This is a genomic window from Streptomyces sp. NPDC021356 (assembly GCF_040641015.1).
Classification (GTDB): domain Bacteria; phylum Actinomycetota; class Actinomycetes; order Streptomycetales; family Streptomycetaceae; genus Streptomyces.
This window is the reverse complement of sequence record NZ_JBFACU010000038.1, coordinates 12,785-30,763: the sequence shown is the minus strand read 5'-3', so window position 1 is coordinate 30,763 and position 17,979 is coordinate 12,785. Positions and strand designations below refer to the sequence as shown.

The 17,979-nt window shown below is 72.3% G+C and carries 15 protein-coding genes and 1 pseudogene; 7 read left to right on the top strand and 9 right to left on the bottom strand.

Translation table 11 applies throughout. From position 1 onward, the window contains the following. The first annotated feature begins 9 nt into the window (after nucleotides 1-9). Both AB0G56_RS35110 and AB0G56_RS35105 read left to right on the top strand, forming a co-directional pair. The gene (locus AB0G56_RS35110; protein WP_360977973.1) at nucleotides 10-1,632 is read left to right on the top strand and encodes a penicillin-binding transpeptidase domain-containing protein; all 1,623 of its coding nucleotides are present in this window, start codon (nucleotides 10-12) and stop codon (nucleotides 1,630-1,632) included. Nucleotides 1,633-1,920: 288 nt separating this feature from the next. Continuing rightward, nucleotides 1,921-3,588, top strand: coding sequence for a penicillin-binding transpeptidase domain-containing protein (locus AB0G56_RS35105; RefSeq protein WP_360977970.1), 1,668 nt, complete (start codon nucleotides 1,921-1,923; stop codon nucleotides 3,586-3,588). A 38-nt stretch (nucleotides 3,589-3,626) separates the two neighbouring features. Here AB0G56_RS35105 and AB0G56_RS35100 read toward each other — a convergent pair whose 3' ends face one another. Next, nucleotides 3,627-3,986: an SsgA family sporulation/cell division regulator gene (locus tag AB0G56_RS35100; RefSeq protein WP_360977967.1), complete on the bottom strand. Its 360-nt coding sequence runs from the start codon at nucleotides 3,984-3,986 to the stop codon at nucleotides 3,627-3,629. 182 nt (nucleotides 3,987-4,168) lie between these two features. Between AB0G56_RS35100 and AB0G56_RS35095 the strand changes: the two genes are divergently transcribed. From AB0G56_RS35095 to AB0G56_RS35080, 4 genes are all read left to right on the top strand, one after another. Then, nucleotides 4,169-5,227: an energy-coupling factor ABC transporter permease gene (locus tag AB0G56_RS35095; protein ID WP_360977964.1), complete on the top strand. Its 1,059-nt coding sequence runs from the start codon at nucleotides 4,169-4,171 to the stop codon at nucleotides 5,225-5,227. A 1-nt stretch (nucleotide 5,228) separates the two neighbouring features. Beyond that, nucleotides 5,229-5,990, top strand: coding sequence for a cobalt ECF transporter T component CbiQ (gene cbiQ, locus AB0G56_RS35090; RefSeq protein WP_360977961.1), 762 nt, complete (start codon nucleotides 5,229-5,231; stop codon nucleotides 5,988-5,990). Continuing rightward, entirely contained in the window at nucleotides 5,987-6,739 is a 753-nt protein-coding gene (locus tag AB0G56_RS35085; protein WP_360977958.1) for an ABC transporter ATP-binding protein, read from the top strand. The genes cbiQ and AB0G56_RS35085 overlap by 4 nt, the downstream gene beginning before the upstream one ends. 67 nt (nucleotides 6,740-6,806) lie before the next feature. Next, on the top strand, nucleotides 6,807-8,090 hold the full coding sequence (locus AB0G56_RS35080; protein ID WP_360977955.1) for a serine hydrolase domain-containing protein: 1,284 nt from the start codon (nucleotides 6,807-6,809) through the stop codon (nucleotides 8,088-8,090). 57 nt (nucleotides 8,091-8,147) lie between these two features. Here AB0G56_RS35080 and AB0G56_RS35075 read toward each other — a convergent pair whose 3' ends face one another. The 8 genes and pseudogenes from AB0G56_RS35075 to AB0G56_RS35040 all read right to left on the bottom strand — a co-directional run bounded on the left by AB0G56_RS35075 (nucleotide 8,148) and on the right by AB0G56_RS35040 (nucleotide 14,257). Further along, entirely contained in the window at nucleotides 8,148-8,423 is a 276-nt protein-coding gene (locus AB0G56_RS35075; protein ID WP_360977952.1) for a DUF1876 domain-containing protein, read from the bottom strand. Nucleotides 8,424-8,507: 84 nt separating this feature from the next. Beyond that, the gene (locus AB0G56_RS35070; protein WP_360977949.1) at nucleotides 8,508-9,353 is read right to left on the bottom strand and encodes a DMT family transporter; all 846 of its coding nucleotides are present in this window, start codon (nucleotides 9,351-9,353) and stop codon (nucleotides 8,508-8,510) included. Then, nucleotides 9,350-9,853, bottom strand: a complete 504-nt coding sequence (locus AB0G56_RS35065) for a YbaK/EbsC family protein (RefSeq protein ID WP_360977946.1) — start codon at nucleotides 9,851-9,853, stop codon at nucleotides 9,350-9,352. Before AB0G56_RS35065 ends, AB0G56_RS35070 begins: the two co-directional genes overlap by 4 nt. A 39-nt stretch (nucleotides 9,854-9,892) precedes the next feature. Further along, nucleotides 9,893-10,078, bottom strand: a complete 186-nt coding sequence (locus tag AB0G56_RS35060) for a DUF397 domain-containing protein (protein WP_360977943.1) — start codon at nucleotides 10,076-10,078, stop codon at nucleotides 9,893-9,895. Continuing rightward, entirely contained in the window at nucleotides 10,075-10,275 is a 201-nt protein-coding gene (locus tag AB0G56_RS35055) for a DUF397 domain-containing protein (protein ID WP_360977940.1), read from the bottom strand. The genes AB0G56_RS35060 and AB0G56_RS35055 overlap by 4 nt, the downstream gene beginning before the upstream one ends. Continuing rightward, a pseudogene (locus AB0G56_RS35050) lies at nucleotides 10,272-11,124 on the bottom strand (helix-turn-helix transcriptional regulator). The gene AB0G56_RS35055 and the pseudogene AB0G56_RS35050 overlap by 4 nt, the downstream one beginning before the upstream one ends. A gap of 150 nt (nucleotides 11,125-11,274) precedes the next feature. Further along, on the bottom strand, nucleotides 11,275-13,491 hold the full coding sequence (locus AB0G56_RS35045; RefSeq protein WP_360977937.1) for an MMPL family transporter: 2,217 nt from the start codon (nucleotides 13,489-13,491) through the stop codon (nucleotides 11,275-11,277). 118 nt (nucleotides 13,492-13,609) lie between these two features. After that, nucleotides 13,610-14,257 (bottom strand): TetR/AcrR family transcriptional regulator, encoded by a 648-nt coding sequence (locus tag AB0G56_RS35040; RefSeq protein ID WP_360977934.1) that lies wholly within the window; start codon nucleotides 14,255-14,257, stop codon nucleotides 13,610-13,612. Between the two features lie 196 nt (nucleotides 14,258-14,453). Between AB0G56_RS35040 and AB0G56_RS35035 the strand changes: the two genes are divergently transcribed. After that, nucleotides 14,454-17,909, top strand: a complete 3,456-nt coding sequence (locus AB0G56_RS35035; protein WP_360977931.1) for a S41 family peptidase — start codon at nucleotides 14,454-14,456, stop codon at nucleotides 17,907-17,909. Nucleotides 17,910-17,979: the final 70 nt, after the last annotated feature.

Below are 17,979 nucleotides of genomic sequence, written 5' to 3'. Positions count from 1 at the left end.
AGCGCGCTCATGCGCAAGGGCACCAAGGCCGCCGTCATCGGGGGTGTGGTCGTCGTGCTGGTCGGAGGAGCCGCGTACGGCGGGTACAACATCATCTCGGCGCTGGAGGGCGACGCGACGTCCGGCACGGCCGCGCCCGCGAGGACCGGGCCGCCGAGCCGCAACGAGGTGAAGGACACCACGTCGAAGTTCTTCGCGGCCTGGGAGAAGGGGGACGCGGCGAAGGCCGCGACCTACACCGACTTCCCGCAGGCGGCCACGGAACTGCTGTCCTCCTACGGGCACGAGGCGCACATCACCGGGGTGAAGATCGCGCCGGGCACCGTCTCCGGCACCACCGTGCCGTTCTCGGTCAAGGCCACCGTGTCCTACGGCGGCAAGTCCGCGCCGCTCGCCTACAGCAGCAGGCTGACCGTGGTACGCGGGCAGACCAGCCACGAGCCGCTGGTCGACTGGCAGCCGGCCCTCGTGCACCCCGGCCTGAAGAAGGGCGACACGCTCGTCACCGGCGACTCGGCCGCCCCGCCGATCGAGGCCGTCGACCGGCACGGCACCGTCCTCACCAAGGACAAGTACCCCTCGCTCGGGCCGATCCTGGACGAACTGCGGGACAAGTACGGCGACAAGGCGGGCGGCACCCCCTCCGTCGAGCTGAGCATCCATCACGCGGACACCGAGGCCGCCGAGACCCCGCTCGCCACCCTCACCAAGGGGCGCCCCGGCAAGCTGCGTACGACGCTCAGCGCGAGCGCGCAGGCGGCGGCCGAGAAGGCGGTGGAAAAGTTCTCCGAGTCGTCCGTGGTGGCCGTCGAGGCGTCCACCGGCGAGGTGCTGGCGGTCGCCAACCACCGCGAGGACGCCTTCAACGCGGCGTTCCTCGGCCGGCTCGCGCCGGGGTCCACGATGAAGATCATCAGCGCGGCGACCCTCATCGACAACGGCATCACCAAGGCCACCGGGCCCGCCCCCTGCCCCGACAAGGCGGTCTGGCAGAGCCAGACGTTCCACAACCTGGAGGGCATGCGGCCGAACGAACAGGCCACCCTCTCCGAGAGTTTCGCGCGCTCGTGCAACACGGCGTTCGTGAAGTACGCGGACGAGGTCAAGGTGGACTCGCTCACCCACGAGGCCCAGGACCGCTTCGGGCTGGGCCGGGACAACTGGAAGACCGGCATCCCCTCCTTCGACGGCTCGGTCCCGGCGTCCGGGGGCCCGGACACCGCCGCCAACATGATCGGGCAGGGCAAGGTGCAGATGAGCCCGCTGAACATGGCCTCGGTGACGGCGACCGCGATGACGGGCGCCTTCCGGCAGCCCGTCCTCGTCTCCCCCGGCCTGGACGACCGCGAACTGGCCACGGCCAAGGGCCTGCCCGCCGGCACGGCCGCCCAGTTGCGGCAGATGATGCACCGCACCGCGACGACCGGGACCGCGGCCGCCGCGATGTCCGGGCTGAGCGGCAGCATCGGCGCGAAGACCGGCTCGGCCGAGGTCGACGGGCAGGAGAAGTCCAACAGCTGGTTCACCGGCTACCGGGGCGACGTGGCGGCGGCGGCCATGACCCAGGAGGGCGGCCACGGCGGCGACGCGGCCGGCCCCATCGTGGCGGCGGTACTGCGCGCGGCCGGCTGAGGGGTCGGCCCGCGGTGAGCCGACGGGCCGGCGGCCCCGTGCGCCAGCGGGACGGCGGGGTCTGGGCCGGTCGGGTTCGTCGGGGTGGGCCGGTCGGGTTCGCCGGCGTGCGTCGGGGGGGCGTTTGTCGCAGGTTGGCTACGGACGGCTCGTGACGGCCATCCCCCGGGGCCAGGCCCCTAGGGTGGTGGGCGTCGTCGGTCCGTGCGGCGCGGCCGCGGGACATCCGCGGGAACGAGGACCTGGACGACGGCAGCGGGGGCCCGGGAGCGCGGAGGACGGACGGCAGTGGGCAAGAGAAGGCGCGTGGCCGAGCGACGGAGGACGAGACCGGCCGTGGTCGGCGGGGTGATCGCCGTGGTCGTCGGCGGTGTCGCGGTCGGTGCCTACACGCTCTCCGGCGGCGGCGCCGAGGCGGAGGGCAGGACCGCGTCCGCCGGCACCCAGAAGAAGGTCAGGACCGGCCCGGTGACGGCCCTGGAGACGCAGACCACGGCCGGGAGGTTCCTGACGGCCTGGCAGCAGGGCAGGACGGCCCAGGCGGCGGCCTCGACCAGCGACTCCGCGGCGGCCACCGCGCTGCTGGCCGGCTACACCAAGGACGCGCACCTGACGGGCCTCACCCTGGCGCAGGGCACCCCGAGCGGCGGCAAGGTCCCGTTCTCCGTGAAGGCGACGATCGCGTACAAGGGCGTGAGCAGACCGCTGGCCTACGACAGCGCGCTGACCGTCGTACGCCGGGCGGCCGACGGCGCCCCGGTCGTCGACTGGCACGCCGCGCTCGTCCACCCCGACCTGAAGGACGGCGACACCCTGGTCACCGGGGAGTCCGGCACACCGCCGGTCAGGGCCCTCGACCGGGACGGCGGCGCGATCACCACGGCGGCGTACCCGTCGCTGGGCTCGGTGCTGGACGGGCTGCGCGCGAAGTACGGCAAGACGGCGGGCGGCAGGGCCGGCATCGAACTGCGCGTGGTGCGCGGCAAGGCGTCGAAGAAGGCCGGACTGTCCGACAAGACCCTCGCCGAACTGAGCAAGGGCACCCCGGGCACCGTACACACGACGCTGAACCCGTCGCTCCAGTCGGCCGCCGAACACGAGGTGGCCGGACGGGACCGCGCCTCGGTCGTGGTGCTGCGCCCCTCCACGGGGGAGATCCTCGCGGCGGCGAACAGCGGGCACGGCTTCGACACCGCGCTCCAGGGGTCCCTGGCGCCCGGCTCCACGATGAAGGTCATCACCTCCTCGCTGCTGATCGACAAGGGGCTGGCGTCCGCGGACAAGGAACACCCGTGCCCGAAGACGTTCACCTACGGCGGCTGGAAGTTCCACAACGACGACGACTTCGAGATCAAGGGCGGCACGTTCAAGGCGAGCTTCGCGCGCTCCTGCAACACGGCCTTCATCAGCCAGGCGGGCAAGCTGAAGGACGACGACCTGACCCGGCAGGCCCAGGACGTGTTCGGCCTGGCGCGGGACGACTGGGCGATCGGGGTGCCGTCCTTCGACGGCGCGGTGCCGGTGCAGTCGGCCGCCCAGAAGGCGGCCTCGCTCATCGGCCAGGGCGGGGTCCGGATGAACCCGCTGAACATGGCGTCGGTGGCCGCGACGGTCAAGGCGGGCACCTTCCACCAGCCCTACCTGGTCTCCCCCTCCGCCGACCACCGCAAGTTGGCCTCGGCCTCGCGCACGCTGTCCGCCTCCACCCTGTCCCAGCTGCGGGAGCTGATGGCGTACACCGCCTCCTCGGGCACGGCCGCCCAGGCCATGGCCGGGCTCGGTCCGGACTACGGGGCGAAGACGGGCTCAGCCGAGGTCGACGGGCAGAAGAAGCCGAACGGCTGGTTCACCGCCTACCGCGGCGACCTCGCGGCGGCGGGCGTCGTGCAGGCGGGCGGCCACGGCGGCGACACGGCGGGCCCCATCGTGGCGGCACTGCTGAAGAAGGGCGCCTGACCCCGGCGCGAGGGAGTACGACGGGGCCCTGCCCGGCCCTACCGGTGAACCATCTCCGTGGCCGGCACGGCGGTGTACGTCCGCCGCAGGAATCTGAGCAGCGACTTGGTCTCGAACTGCACCACCGCGACGCCCCGCGCCGAGTGGAACTCCACCACGGTCTGCACCCGGCCGCACGGCCACACCCGCACCTCACCGGTGCCGGCCGGGGCCCACAGCCCCTGTTCGAGCAGCGACCGGGGGAACGTCCACTCCCGGGAGTCGGGCAGTGCGATCCGGACCGAGCGCGGGTCGTCCTCGGGGTCGTGGCGCAGCAGGACCGGGACGGAGCAGTGTTCGTCCCGCTGGTCGTCCTCGGTGACGATACGGGCTCGCGCGTACTGTTCGACTACAGCCATCGGACGGCCCCTCACACTCAGCGACGCCTACGCAAGACATTTATCGACTTAGTTACAAATGTCCCATATTTTCCGATCCATGCCTGTTGGTTCGGTATCGCTCCGCACAGGAGCACATCCAGGGCAGATGCCGCTCGCCTCTCTCTTGCAAAGAGTTCGCAACACGCCACTATCATCGAACGGTGCATGTGCCTGACGGATTCATCAACGCCCCCACCTCCGCCGTGACCGGAGTGATCGCCGCCGGTGCCGTGGCGGTGAGCCTGCGGGGCGCGCGCCGCGAACTCGACGAGCGGACCGCGCCGCTGGCGGGGCTGGTCGCCGCGTTCATCTTCGCGGTGCAGATGCTCAACTTCCCCGTCGCGGCCGGTACCAGCGGCCATCTCCTCGGCGGAGCCCTCGCGGCGATACTCGTGGGCCCCTGCACCGGGGTCCTGTGCGTCTCCGTCGTCCTGCTCATGCAGGGCATCCTCTTCGCCGACGGCGGGCTGACCGCCCTCGGCGTCAACATCACCGACATGGCGATCGTCACCACGGTCGTGGCGTACGCCGTCTTCCGCGGCCTGGTGAAGGTGCTGCCACGCCGCCGCCGCTCCGTCACGGTCGCCTCCTTCGTGGCCGCGCTCGTCTCCGTCCCGGCCGCCGCCGTCGCCTTCACCCTGATCTACGCGGCCGGCGGGACCACGGACGTGGCGATCGGCAAGGTCGCCACCGCGATGATCGGCGTGCACGTCCTCATCGGCATCGGCGAGGCCGCGATCACCGCGCTCACCGTCGGCGCCGTCATCGCCGTACGCCCGGACCTGGTGTACGGGGCGCGCGGCCTGGAACAGCGCCTGAAACTACGCGTGAACGGCGAACTGGTCGACGCCCCTGCCACCGCGCCGGCCCCGGTCCCGGCGGCCGCCGCAAGGTCCCACCGCAAGCTGTGGATCACCGGCCTGGTCACCTCCCTGGTCCTCGCCGGGTTCGTCAGCTTCTACGCCTCCGCGAGCCCCGACGGCCTGGAGAAGGTCGCCCACGACAAGGGCATCGACAAGAAGGAGGAGGCGCACTCCTCCGCGAACTCCCCGCTCGCCGACTACGGCGTCAAGGACGTCTCCGACGCCCGGCTGTCCGGCGGGCTCGCGGGCGTGATCGGCGTCGGCGTGACCGTCGTCGTCGGCAGCGGTGTCTTCTGGATCGTCCGCAGGCGGCGTACGGCAGGCCCGGAGGCCACCTCCTCCCAGGCCTCGGCCTGACATGGGAGCGGGTCACGCGCACCGGCTGTACCGGGCCGGGGACTCCCCCGTGCACGGGCTGCCGCCGCACACCAAGCTCGCCGCGGCGTTCGCGTTCGTGGTGGTCGTCGTGTCCACCCCGCGCGAGGCCGTGTGGGCGTTCGCGCTGTACGCCGTGCTGCTGGCCGCCACGGCGGCGGTGGCCCGGGTGCCGGCCGGTTTCCTGCTCAAGCGGCTGCTGATCGAGGTCCCGTTCGTGGCCTTCGCGGTGCTGATGCCGTTCGTGGCAGAGGGCGAGCGCACGCACGTCCTCGGGCTCTCGCTCAGCGTGAACGGCCTGTGGGGCGCCTGGAACGTGCTCGCCAAGGGCACCCTCGGCGTCGCCGCCTCCGTCCTGCTGGCGAGCACGACGGAGCTGCGGGAACTGCTGCTGGGTCTGCAACGCCTGAAACTCCCGCCGCTGCTGGTGCAGATCGCCTCCTTCATGATCCGTTACGGGGACGTGATCACCGACGAGATGCGGCGCATGCGCATCGCCCGCGCCTCCCGCGGCTTCGAGGCGCGCGGCGTGCGCCACTGGGGCGTGCTCGGCAAGTCCGCGGGCGCCCTGTTCATCCGCTCCTACGAGCGCGGGGAGCGCGTCCACCTGGCCATGGTGAGCCGCGGCTACGCCGGTTCCATGCCGGTCATCGACGAGGTGACCGCCTCCCGGGCGCAGTGGTCGTACGCGCTCGCCCTGCCCGGTGCGGCGCTCGTCGTCTGTGTGCTGGGATGGACGCTATGACTGCGCCTTCCCTGGAGGTCTCCGGCCTCGCCTTCGCCTATCCCGACGGCCACCAGGCCCTGTTCGGCGTGGACTTCAGCGTCGCGCGCGGTGAACGGGTGGCGCTGCTCGGCCCGAACGGCGCCGGGAAGACCACCCTCGTCCTGCACCTCAACGGCATCCTCGGCGGCGGCGCGGGCACGGTGACGGTGGCCGGACTGCCGGTCGGCAAACAGCACATGGCCGAGATCCGGCAGAAGGTCGGCATCGTCTTCCAGGACCCGGACGACCAGCTCTTCATGCCGACCGTGCGCGAGGACGTGGCGTTCGGTCCGGCGGCTGCCGGGCTGAAGGGGCCCGAGCTGGAGCGGCGGGTGCGCACGGCCCTGGAGCGGGTCGGCATGGCCGGCTTCGCCGACCGGCCGCCGCACCACCTCTCCTTCGGCCAGCGCCGCCGGGTCGCCGTGGCCACGGTGCTCGCCATGGAACCGGAGATCCTGGTCCTGGACGAGCCGTCCTCCAACCTGGACCCGGCCTCGCGCCGCGAGCTGGCCGACGTGCTGCGCGCGTTGGACGTCACCATCCTCATGGTCACGCACGACCTGCCCTACGCCCTCGAACTGTGCCCGCGCTCGCTGATCCTCAGCGACGGGGTGATCGCGGCGGACGGCGCGACCGGCGCGCTCCTCTCCGACGAGGCGCTGATGCGCGCCAACCGTCTGGAACTCCCCTTCGGCTTCGACCCGCGCTCGGTGACGACCGGCGCGTGACCCGAGGAATCGCAGGCGCCACGGCTGTGTTGCACTCACTGTCGCAGGCAGCGGACGGATACGAGTGATGAGTGGCAGGAGTGCGGGCGTGGACGTGGACGTGAGCGGTGCGGTGGCCGAGGGCTTCGAACCGGTCCGGGAAGCGTTCGCGGAGAACTTCACCGCGCGCGGCGAGCGGGGCGCGGCCCTCGCGGTGTACCGGGACGGGCACAAGGTCGTCGACCTGTGGGCCGGGACGCGCGACGTCGACGGCACGGACGGTACGACCGGCACGGACGGTACGACCGGCACGGACGGTACGACCGGCACGGACGGTACGAGCACCGGTGCCGTGGCCGCGGCGCCCTGGGAACACGGCACCGCGCAGATCGTGCGCTCCGCGACGAAGGGCGTCGCCGCGGCCGTGCTCCTGCTGCTGCACCAGCGCGGGGAGCTGGACCTGGACGCGCCGGTGGGCGCGTACTGGCCGGAGTTCAAGGCGGCGGGCAAGGAGAAGGCGCTGGTGTGGCACCTCCTCGCCCACCGCGCGGGCGTACCGGTCCTGGACCGGCCGCTCACGCCCGCCGAGGCCCTCGACCCGGAGCTGGGCGCCCAGGCGGTCGCGGCCCAGGCACCCGCGTGGGAGCCGGGCACGGACCACGGCTACCACCCGCAGACGTACAGCTGGCTGACCGGCGAACTGGTGCGGCGGGCGACGGGCGAGCCGATCGGTGCCTGGATCGCACGCGAGATCGCCGGACCGGTGGGAGCGGACCTGTGGGTCGGGCTGCCCGGGAGCGAGGCCGGGCGCGTGGGCCGGGTCGGGCCGGTCGAGGCGCCGCGCTCCACGGGCGGCGGGCTGCGCGTCCGGCCCAAGCGGTCGGTGGCCGAGGCGTACGCCGACCCCGCCTCGCTGACCCGGCGGGCGTTCGCCGCGATCACCCCGCTGCCCGACGAGAACGACGCCGCCTTCCGCGCCGCGGTCCTGCCCGCCTCCAACGGCATCGCCACGGCCGACGGCCTGGCCCGCTTCTACGCCGCGCTGATCGGCGAGGTCGACGGCGGCAGGCGCCTGTTCACGCCCGGGACGGTGGAGCTGGCCCGCGCCGAGCGGTCCGCGGGCCCGGACCGGGTGCTGGTGGTGGGCACCCGGTTCGGTCTCGGGTACATGCTGCACGGCGGCGCGTCCCCGCTCCTCGGCCCCGGCTCCTTCGGCCACCCGGGCCGCGGCGGCGCCCTCGGCTTCGCCGACCCGGAGGCGGGCATCGCCTTCGGCTACGTCACCAACGGCTTCCGTAGCGGCGTGACGGCGGACCCGCGGGCCCAGGCCCTCGTACGGGCGGTGCGGACCGCGGCGGCGCGGCAGGTCTGACGCCCCCGGCTCGCCCCGGACACGCCCCCGGCACGCCCCGGGCCGACCGCCCCCGGCTCAGACGTGGATGGGGGAGGACGTGCGGCCCGACGCGCCGTCGATCTCCTCGTGCGCCTTGGTGAGGAGCTGCATGGCGAGTTCGTTGAGGGCGCGTGCCCCGGCGATCTCCTCGCCGACGCGCGGCTGGTCGGAGTCGGTGCGGTGCCGGCTGGCCCGGCCGTGTGCCCTGACCTCGCTGCCGTCGGGCAGGCGGACCATCGCCACCGCCCGCGTGTGCTGGCCGTCCTCCTCGAACTCCATCTCCACATGCCATCCCACGGCTGTCTTCAACATGGCCATCACCTCCGGGAACACCTCCTTCCAGGGTGCTCCCTCCGCGACCGGCGTGCAGCACCAGTCCCGGCCGGGCAGCGGCCCCTAACCGGCGTGCAGCATGAGGCCGATGCCGACGACGAGCAGGCCGGCCGCGGCGATCCGCGGCGCGCCGAAGCGTTCCTTGAAGAAGAGGGCGCCGATGGCCGCGCCGACGAGGATGGAGGACTCGCGCAGCGCCGAGACGGGCGCGAGATCGGCCCTGGTCTGGGCCCACAGCACCAGGCCGTACGCGGTCACGGACAGCGCGGCGCCGAGCAGGCCGAGGGCGGCGTAGGGGCGCAGCAGCGCGGCCGTCCGGCGGCGCCGGCGCGTGACGGCGTACGCCGGGATGACCACGCCCTGGATCGCCATGAGCCAGGCGATGTACCCGAGGGACGTCCCGGAGGCCCGTACGCCCAGTCCGTCGACGACCGTGTACGCGGCGATGGACAGCCCGGTCGCGAGGGCGGCGCCGACCGCGGTCCAGTCCGGGCGCCGCCCGCGCAGCCCCCACAGCGCGACGCCGGTCAGCCCCGCGCAGGACAGCGCGACGCCCGCGGTCACCCACACATCCGGCACCTCGTGCGCGAAGACGGCGGCCAGGATCGTGACGACGAGCGGGGCGGTGCCCCGGGCGATGGGGTAGGCCTGCCCGAAGTCACCGAGCCGGAAGGACGTCATCAGCAGCGCGTAGTAGACGATGTGCAGGACCGCCGATATGCCGAGGTACGGCCACGCGCCCGCCGCCGGGACGGCGGTGACCGGTGCCAGGGCCGCGCCGATGAGCAGCCCGCCGCCGGAGATCAGCGTGAAGCCGACGAGCTTGTCGGGGATGCGGTGCGCGAGCGCGTTCCAGCAGGCGTGGGTGACCGCGGCGAGCAGGACGGCCGTGGTGACCAGCGGCGTCACGAAGTGCGCTCGCGCACGTCCACGAGGGCGGCCCCGGCCTGGGTGACCAGGTCCTTCGGGGCCATCGGGAAGACGGTGTGCGGGGTGCCGGCGGCGGCCCAGACGACGTCGTGCTCCAGCAGCGACCGGTCGGCGAGGACGCGGGTCCTCCTCCGGTGCCCGAAGGGCGGGACGCCGCCGATGGCGTACCCGGTGGTCTCGCGCACGACGTCGGCCTTGGCCCGGGTGACCTTGTCCGCGCCCAGTTCCTCCCGGACCCGCTCCACGTCCACGCGGGAGGCGCCGTCCATGAGGACGAGCACCGGTACGCTGTCTGCCGCGAAGATCAGCGACTTGCAGATCTGGCTCAGCTCGCAGCCGACGGCGGCAGCGGCCTCGGCGGCGGTGCGGGTGGCCTCGGGGAAGTGCCGTACCCGCCCGGCCAGCTCGTCGAGCCCCAGTTCCCGCAGGGCCGCGACGAACCGGGGGTGGACGTCAGGAGCACCGTTCGTCATCGTCATGCCCGGCACGCTAGCGGTGCTCGCACGCACCACGCGAAGTCATTCACCGACGTACGCGACGAAGTCCGCCCAGGAAGCGGGGGCAACTGCGAGACGCGCCGACTCCGGACGCTTGGAGTCACGGACGTGGACCGCGGCGGGCGTGGCGGCGACCTCGACGCAGTCGCCCGGCTCACCACTGCTGCTGTAGCCGCTCTTGGACCAGTGCAGTTCCGGAGTGCTCATGCCGGGCCGCCGCCCTCCACGGTGTGCGCGAGGAAGTCCGTCCAGGCGGAGGGGGTGATCGTCAGCCGGGTGGTGGCGGGGGTCTTGGAGTCACGGACGTGGACCGCGGCGGGCGTGGTGGCCACCTCGACGCAGTCGCCGGGGTCGTTGCCGTCACTGAAGGTGCTCTTGAACCAGTGGAGTTCCGGAGTGCTCATAGTCTCCCCAACATCTGCTCGATGAAGGCCAGTGACCTTCTCGGTGTGAGCGCCTGCGCACGGATCATGCCATAGCGCGATTCGAGGATGCGGAGATCTCTGAGGCCCCCGACCGGGCGACCGTGGAACGCGCCGGTGGCCCGACCGGCTCCCGAGCCGTCGGCGAACTTCAGCACATGGAGTTGGCCATCTCCCGACATGCCGGCATGATTCTCCAGATCGGTCGGCATGATCTGGATGGACACGTTCCTCAGCTGGGCTAGTTCCAGCATGTGTTCAAGTTGAAGGCGCAACACTGCCTTCCCTCCGATCGGCCGTTCCAGCGTCACCTGTTCCTGGACGAAACTGATCAGCGGAGCGGGGTCCCGCTTGAACACCGCCTGCCGGTCCAAGCGTCCAGCGATCTCCCGCTCGATGACGTCCTTTGGAAGCGGCGGATGGCGTACCTCATACAGCGCCCTCATGTACTCCGGCGCCTGTAGCAGGCCGTTGATGTTGTGGGTGCTGTACAGCAGCATCTCCACCGCACGACCCTCCATGTCGACCAGTTCCCGGACCTTCCTCGGGTACCGCGCCCGTCTCATGTCCTCCATGAACGCGCCGGAGATGGCCTTGCGCATGCAGCACGCGGTCGGCCTTGTCAAGGAATTCCGGCCGGGGGATGCGTTGGCCTCGCTCGACCTTCCGGACCAAGTCCTCGCCGTACCCGAGCACTTCCGCCAATTCTCCGGGCCGCATCCCCGCCGCCTCGCGGCACACCTTCAGCAGCCGCCCCACCGCCTGCACCAGCGGTTCGATCTCGTCGCCGGGCTCTACGGACCAACCGGACTCGTCCACATCATCACCCATGGCCCCTCCTTCGACGCGCACGCATACCCGTACAACGCAGCGAAGAGCCAAGACAGCACGGGACAGACACCGGACAGAACGGGAAGGGCGCGGCCCCCTCGGGGAGCCGCGCCCTCGTCCTCGCGTCCGGTCAGGTCCGGTCAGGACCACTCAGGCCAGGGCCGGTTCCCTGTCCTCGTCCGGGTCCGGGCGCCGGGAGTCGTGGACGCGCAGGCCCTCGCCCTCCACGTCCACGTTGGGCAGGGCGCGGTCCAGCCACGCCGGCAGCCACCAGGCGCGGCGGCCCAGCAGGGCGAGGACCGCGGGGACGATGGCCATGCGGACGACGAACGCGTCGAAGAACACGGCGATCGCGAGTCCGAAGCCGATCATCTTGATCATCGACTCGCTGGAGCCGATGAACCCGGAGAAGACGGCGATCATGATGACCGCGGCGGCCGTGACAACCCGCGCGCCGTGCCGGAAGCCGGTCACGACGGCCTGGCTCGGCTTCTCTCCGTGGACGTACGCCTCACGCATCCGGGTCACGAGGAAGACCTCGTAGTCCATCGCGAGGCCGAAGACGACGCCCACCATGAAGATCGGCATCATCGACATGACCGGGCCGGTCTCCTCCACGCCCATCAGGCCGGACAGCCAGCCCCACTGGAAGACCGCGACGACCGCGCCGAGCGCCGCCATCACCGACAGCAGGAAGCCGAGCGCCGCCTTCAGCGGGACCAGGACCGAGCGGAAGACCACGATCAGCAGCAGGAAGGCCAGGCCGACGACGAGGGCCAGGTACGGGAAGAGGGCGTCGTTCAGCTTCTGCGAGACGTCGATGTTCATCGCCGTGGAGCCGGTGACGAGGACTTCGGCGTCCGTCTTGTCCTTGATGCCGCTGCCCGCGTCACGGATGGCGTGCACCAGGTCCTCGGTGGTGGTGGAGGACGGCTTGGAGTTCGGGATGACGGTGATGGTCGCGGTGTCGCCGGCCTTGTTGGGCTGGGCCGGGGTGACCGTCACGACGTCCTTGAGGCCCTTGATGTCGTCGGTCACCTCGGTGAAGGCGGCCTTCGCGTCGGCGCTCTTCTTCGCGTCGACGACGACCATCAGCGGCCCGTTGAAGCCGGGCCCGAAGCCCTCGGAGAGGAGGTCGTAGGCGCGGCGCTGGGTGGTGGAGACGGGCTGGGAGCCGTCGTCCGGCAGGCCCAGTTCGAGGGAGGCGGCCGGTACGGCGGCGGCGCCGAGGCCGACCACGCCGAGCAGCAGCACGGCGACGGGACGGCGGACCACGAAGCTCGCCCAGCGGGTGCCCATGTTCGTCCGGGCCGGCTTCTTCGCGGCCCGGCCGCCGCCCAGCAGCCTGCTCTTCTCACCGGCCGGCTTGACCTTGCGGCCCGCGTAGCCGAGCAGCGCGGGGATCATGGTCAGCGCGATGAGGACGGCGATGACGACCGTGCCGGCCGCGGCGATGCCCATCTTCGTCAGCATCGGGATGTTGACGACGGACAGGCCGACCAGGGCGATGACGACGGTGAGCCCGGCGAAGACCACCGCGGAGCCGGCGGTGCCGGTGGCCCGGCCCGCGGCCTCCTCGCGGGAGTGGCCCTCGGCCAGTTCGCCCCGGTAGCGGGAGACGATGAACAGCGCGTAGTCGATGCCGACGGCGAGGCCGATCATCGAGGCCAGGGTCGACGTGGTGGTGCCCAGGTCGAGGGCGCTGGCGAGTGCGGTGACCGAGGAGACGCCGATGCCGACGCCGATGATCGCGGTCAGCAGCGGCAGCCCGGCGGCCAGCAGGGAGCCGAAGGTGATGACGAGGACGACGGCCGCGATGGCGATGCCGATGACCTCGGTGGCGCCGGTCTCGGGCGCGGCGCTGAGCGCGTCACCGCCGATCTCCACGGTCAGCCCGGCGTCCCGTGCGTGCTGCGCGGTGTCCTTCAGCGCGGTGCGGGAGGAGTCCTCCAGCTCCATACCGGAGACCTTGTACTTCACCGACGTGTAGGCGACGGTGCCGTCCTTGCTGACGGCGTGCCCGGTGTAGGGGTCGGCGACGGAGGCGACCTCGGAGCCGTCGGACAGCTCCTTGACGGCCTTCTGGACGGTCGCCTTGTTGCCGGCGTCCGTCATCTTCTGCCCGCCGGGCGCCTTGAACACCACCCGCGCGGTCGCGCCGTCGGCGCTCGCGCCGGGGAAGCGCTGTTCCAGCAGGTCGAAGGCCTTCTGCGCCTCGGTGCCGGGGATGGAGAAGGAGGTGTTGCCCGCGGGGGGCGCGGAGGCGGCGCCGACACCGGCGAGCGTCAGCAGCGCCACCCATATCAGGGCGACGAAGTGCCGTCGCCTGAAGGCGAGGCGTCCTAGTTTGTACAGGAACGTGGCCACGTGGGCGTACTCCCGGTCAGGTCGTGGGGTGGATCAGGGCAGGGGTCATCAGCCCGACGACGTGAGCGGTGACGTCAGAGGGTGGGCTTGCTGGGGAGGTGGGTGCCGGGGAAGGGCGTCAGGAGGTGGTGGGGGCGCCGAGGGCGGGGAGCACCACGGCGTCGATGTACGAACGCAGGAACGCCTGGGTCGGCGGCTGGTTCTCGATCAGTGCCCGGACGACGAAGCCGCCGGCCAGCATGTGCACCACGAAGTCGAGCGCCGGACAGTCCGGGCGGATCTCGCCCCGGTCGACGGCGCGCTGCACCAGCTTGCGGAACTCGGCCATCTCCGGTTCGACGAGCTGTTCCCGGAAGGCCTGTCTGAGGTCCGGGTTGGAGTGCATCGCCATGGCCAGACCGCGCATCAGCGCGGAGTTCTGCTCCATGGCGCAGTCGTCCTCGCGGCTCATCAGTTCGTGCAGGTCGCCGCGGAGCGAGCCGGTGTCGGTGCCCTCCAGCTTCCCGGGTTTGCCGTGCCGGACGGCCCGGACGACCAGTTCGGCCTTGCCGCCCCACTGGCGGTAGAGCGTGGCCTTGCTGGAACGGGTGCGGGCGGCCACGGCGTCCATGGTGAGGGCGTCGTAGCCGACCTCGCGGAGCAGGTCGAGCACGGCCTCGTACAGTTCGGCCTCGCGTTCGGGCGTGATCCGGCTCCGGCGTGCCCCCGGTGCGGGCACCGGCTCCACTGGAGCGGCTGCCGCCGCGCCCTTGGCTGCCTCCGCCATCCCGTCCGCCTTCCCGCTTCTGCGCCACACGGTTTCGTACGACACGAATGTAGCGCACGCTCCCATCGAAACGAAACAGTTTCGTACGTGCGCTCGGTCACTCCTGTCGGGTCCGTATAAGTCGGGTCGGTATAAGTCTGGTCCGCATAAGGTGCTCCGGTTGCTGGCGCGGGTCCCCGGGCGAAGCATTGAGGAGGTGAGCTATCTGCGCCTGCCGCACCTCAGCGGCGATCTGCTGTGCTTCGTGGCCGAGGACGACCTCTGGCTGGCACCGCTCGACGGAGCGGGCCGGGCCTGGCGGCTCACCGTGGACCGCACCAAGACCGGCCACCCGCGCTTCTCCCCCGACGGCCGCCACATCGCCTACACCAGCTGGCGCAGCCTCGCCCCTGAGATCCACCTCGTCCCGGTGGACGGCGGGCCGGCCCGCCAGCTGACGTACTGGGGCAGCTCCGACACCCAGGTGTGCGGCTGGTCGCCGCCCGAGGAGGACGGGCACAGCGAGATCCTCGCCGTCACCTCGCACGGCGAGCCGTTCTCCTACTTCACCTGGGCCTACAAGGTCGCCACCGACGGCTCCCCCGGCCGCAAACTGCCCTGGGGGCCGGTCTCCGACATCCAGGCCGCCGAACTGGACGGCGAGCGCAGGAGCCTGCTCCTGACCGGCACCCCGCCGCACGAACCCGCCTCCTGGAAGCGCTACCGGGGCGGCGCCACGGGCCGGCTCTGGCTGCACGGGCAGCGCATCCTCCCCGACATCCGCGGCCACCTGGCCTGCCCCATGTTCGTCGGCGGCCGGATCGCCTTCCTCTCCGACCACGAGGGCGTGGGCAACCTCTACTCCTGCGCGTACGACGGCTCCGACCTGCGCCGGCACACCGACCACGACGCCTTCTACGCCCGCCACGCGGCGAGCGACGGCACCCGCGTGGTGTACCAGTGCGCGGGCGAGCTGTGGATCGTCGACGACCTCCGGGCGGACTCCGCCCCGCACCGGCTGGACGTCCGGCTCAGCGGCCCGCGCGCGGGCCGCCGCCGCTACCCGGTGCCCGCCGCCCAGAACCTGGACGGCCTCTCCGTCGACGAGACCGGCCGGGCCAGCGCCGTCGTCGTCCGCGGCTCCCTGTACTGGCTCACGCACCGCGACGGCCCCGCGCGCACCCTCACCGACACGCCTGGCGTCCGCGTCCGGCTCCCGGAGATGCTCGGCGCGAGCGGCCGGATCGCCTACGTCACCGACGCCGACGGCGACGACGCCGTGGAGATCGCCCACCTGCCCCGTGCTACGGGTGCCCGCCCGCCCCGCCGGCTCGCCTCGGGGGAACTGGGCCGGGTGCTGGAGATGGTCTCCGACCCGGAGGGCGAAAGGCTCGCCCTGGCCTCGCACGACGGACGGCTGCTGCTGCTCGACGTAGAGGAGGAGGACGGCTCGGAAACCACCGGGGACACCGGTACGGAAACGGCCGGGCACACCGGTACGGACCCCATCAGGGACACAGGTACGGAAACGGCCGGGGGCACCGGTACGGCAAGCACCGGCGACACGGCCGCGGAGGCCGGCGGCGGCACCGGGGAGACCGGCGCGGAAGGCACCGGACCCGGGGCCGGGACCGAGGCCGGGACCGAGGCCGGCGGCGCGCGCGTCACCGAACTCGTCCGGTCCGTCAACGGCCCCGTGCGCGACCTCGCCTTCTCCCCGGACGGCGCGTGGCTCACCTGGTCGCACCCCGGCATCGGCCGGACCCTGCGGCAGATCAAGATGGCGCGGATCAAGGACCGGCACGTCGTCGACGTCACCAACGGCCGCTTCGAGGACGAGAACCCCGTCTTCACCCGGGACGGCCGCTACCTGGCCTTCCTGTCCTGGCGCGGCTTCGACCCGGTGTACGACGTGCACACCGGCGACCTGTCCTTCCCGCTCGGCTGCAAGCCCTACCTGGTCCCGCTCTCCTCCGCCACGCCCTCCCCCTTCGCGCTCAACCCCGAGGGCCGGCCGGCCGCGGGCGGACTCGACCCCGTCGAGGACGAGGAGAGCGGCGAGCCCGGCGCCGTCACGGTGGAGGTGGAGGGCCTGGAGAACCGGGTCACCCCCTTCCCCGTCACCGCCTCCAAGTACTCCGCGCTCACCCCGGTCGCGGGCGGCGGCCTGGTCTGGCTGCGCTGGCCGATCTCCGGCGCGCTCGGGGAGACGTTCGCCAACCCGGACGACACGACCGGCAGGCCCACCCTGGAGTACTTCACCCTCGGCAAGGCGAAGAAGTCCGAACTCGTCGCCCACCTCGACTGGTTCACGGTCAGCGGCGACGGCACCCGGCTCGTCGTGGTCGACGAGGGCGACCTGCGCGCCGTCCCCGCCACCGAGCTGGGCGACAGCGACACCACGACCTGGATCGACCTGCGCCGCGTCATGCACGTCGTCGACCCGGGCGCCGAGTGGCGCGAGGCGTACGAGGAGGCCGGGCGGCTGATCCGCGCCTACTTCTGGGAGCCGCGGATGTGCGGCATCGACTGGGACGGCGTCCTCGCCCAGTACCGGCCGCTGGTCGAACGGGTCGCCTCCCCCGACGAGTTCGCCGACCTGCTGCGCGAGGTCCTCGGCGAACTGGGCACCTCCCACGCCTACGTCGCCGCGGCCCGCCGCAACGAGGGCCCCGCGCACTACCAGCGCTGGCAGGGACTGCTCGGCGCCGACCTGGTGCGCCGCGACGCCGGCTGGGTGGTCAGGCGGATCCTGCCCGGCGACTCCTCCGACTCACGCGCCCGCTCGCCGCTGGCCGGCACCGGCATCCGCGAGGGCTCCGTCCTGACGCACGTCGACGGCCGCCCGGTCGATCCGGTGGCGGGGCCCTATCCGCTGCTGGACGGCTCCGGCGGTACGACCGTGGAGCTGACGTTCTCGCCCGCCGGGGGCGAGGGGCCCGCGCGCCGGGTCGCGGTCGTCCCCCTGATCGACGACCGGCCGCTGCGCTACCAGGACTGGGTGACCAAACGCCGTGCCGTCACCCATGAACTGAGCGAGGGCAAGTGCGGCTACCTGCACATCCCCGACCTGGGCGGCTCCGGCTGGGCGCAGTTCAACCGCGACGTGCGCATGGAGATGTCCCGGCCCGCGCTCATCGTGGACGTGCGCGGCAACGCGGGCGGCAACATCAGCGAACTCGTCATCGAGAAGCTGACCCGGACCATCCTGGGCTGGGACCTGACGCGGGACGCCCAGCCGGTCTCGTACACCTCGAACGCGCCCCGGGGCCCCATCGTCGCCCTCGCCGACGAGGCGACCTCCTCCGACGGGGACATGATCACGGCCGCCTTCAAACTGCTCGGGCTCGGCCCGGTGGTCGGCCAGCGCACCTGGGGCGGTGTGGTCGGCATGACCGGCAGGCACCGCCTGGGCGACGGCACGGTCATCACCGTCCCGATGAACGCGGCCTGGTTCGACGCGTACGGCTGGTCCGTGGAGAACCACGGCGTCTCACCCGACGTCGAGGCCCTGCGCACCCCGCTGGACTGGGCCGAGGGCCGCCACGTCGGGATGGACGACGCCATCGAACTGGCCCTGCGGCTCCTCGAGTCCCACCCGGCCGCGACCCCGCCGGACTACGGCGACGTCCCCGACCTCGCCCGCCCGAAGCTGCCCCCGCGCAACGGCTGACGTACCCCCGGCCGGCACGCCGCGGCGGGCGGTGGCGCGGTCGTGAACGTGGGGTGCCCCGGCACACAGG

Bases quoted from the DNA above. Each gene is read 5' to 3' on its own strand.
- AB0G56_RS35075 (WP_360977952.1), bottom strand. From the start codon at position 8,423: ATGTTGAAGACAGCCGTGGGATGGCATGTGGAGATGGAGTTCGAGGAG.
- AB0G56_RS35085 (WP_360977958.1), top strand. From the start codon at position 5,987: ATGACTGCGCCTTCCCTGGAGGTCTCCGGCCTCGCCTTCGCCTATCCC.
- AB0G56_RS35065 (WP_360977946.1), bottom strand. From the start codon at position 9,853: ATGACGATGACGAACGGTGCTCCTGACGTCCACCCCCGGTTCGTCGCG.
- AB0G56_RS35040 (WP_360977934.1), bottom strand. From the start codon at position 14,257: ATGGCGGAGGCAGCCAAGGGCGCGGCGGCAGCCGCTCCAGTGGAGCCG.
- AB0G56_RS35080 (WP_360977955.1), top strand. From the start codon at position 6,807: ATGAGTGGCAGGAGTGCGGGCGTGGACGTGGACGTGAGCGGTGCGGTG.
- AB0G56_RS35100 (WP_360977967.1), bottom strand. From the start codon at position 3,986: ATGGCTGTAGTCGAACAGTACGCGCGAGCCCGTATCGTCACCGAGGAC.
- AB0G56_RS35060 (WP_360977943.1), bottom strand. From the start codon at position 10,078: ATGAGCACTCCGGAACTGCACTGGTCCAAGAGCGGCTACAGCAGCAGT.
- cbiQ (WP_360977961.1), top strand. From the start codon at position 5,229: ATGGGAGCGGGTCACGCGCACCGGCTGTACCGGGCCGGGGACTCCCCC.
- AB0G56_RS35110 (WP_360977973.1), top strand. From the start codon at position 10: ATGCGCAAGGGCACCAAGGCCGCCGTCATCGGGGGTGTGGTCGTCGTG.
- AB0G56_RS35055 (WP_360977940.1), bottom strand. From the start codon at position 10,275: ATGAGCACTCCGGAACTCCACTGGTTCAAGAGCACCTTCAGTGACGGC.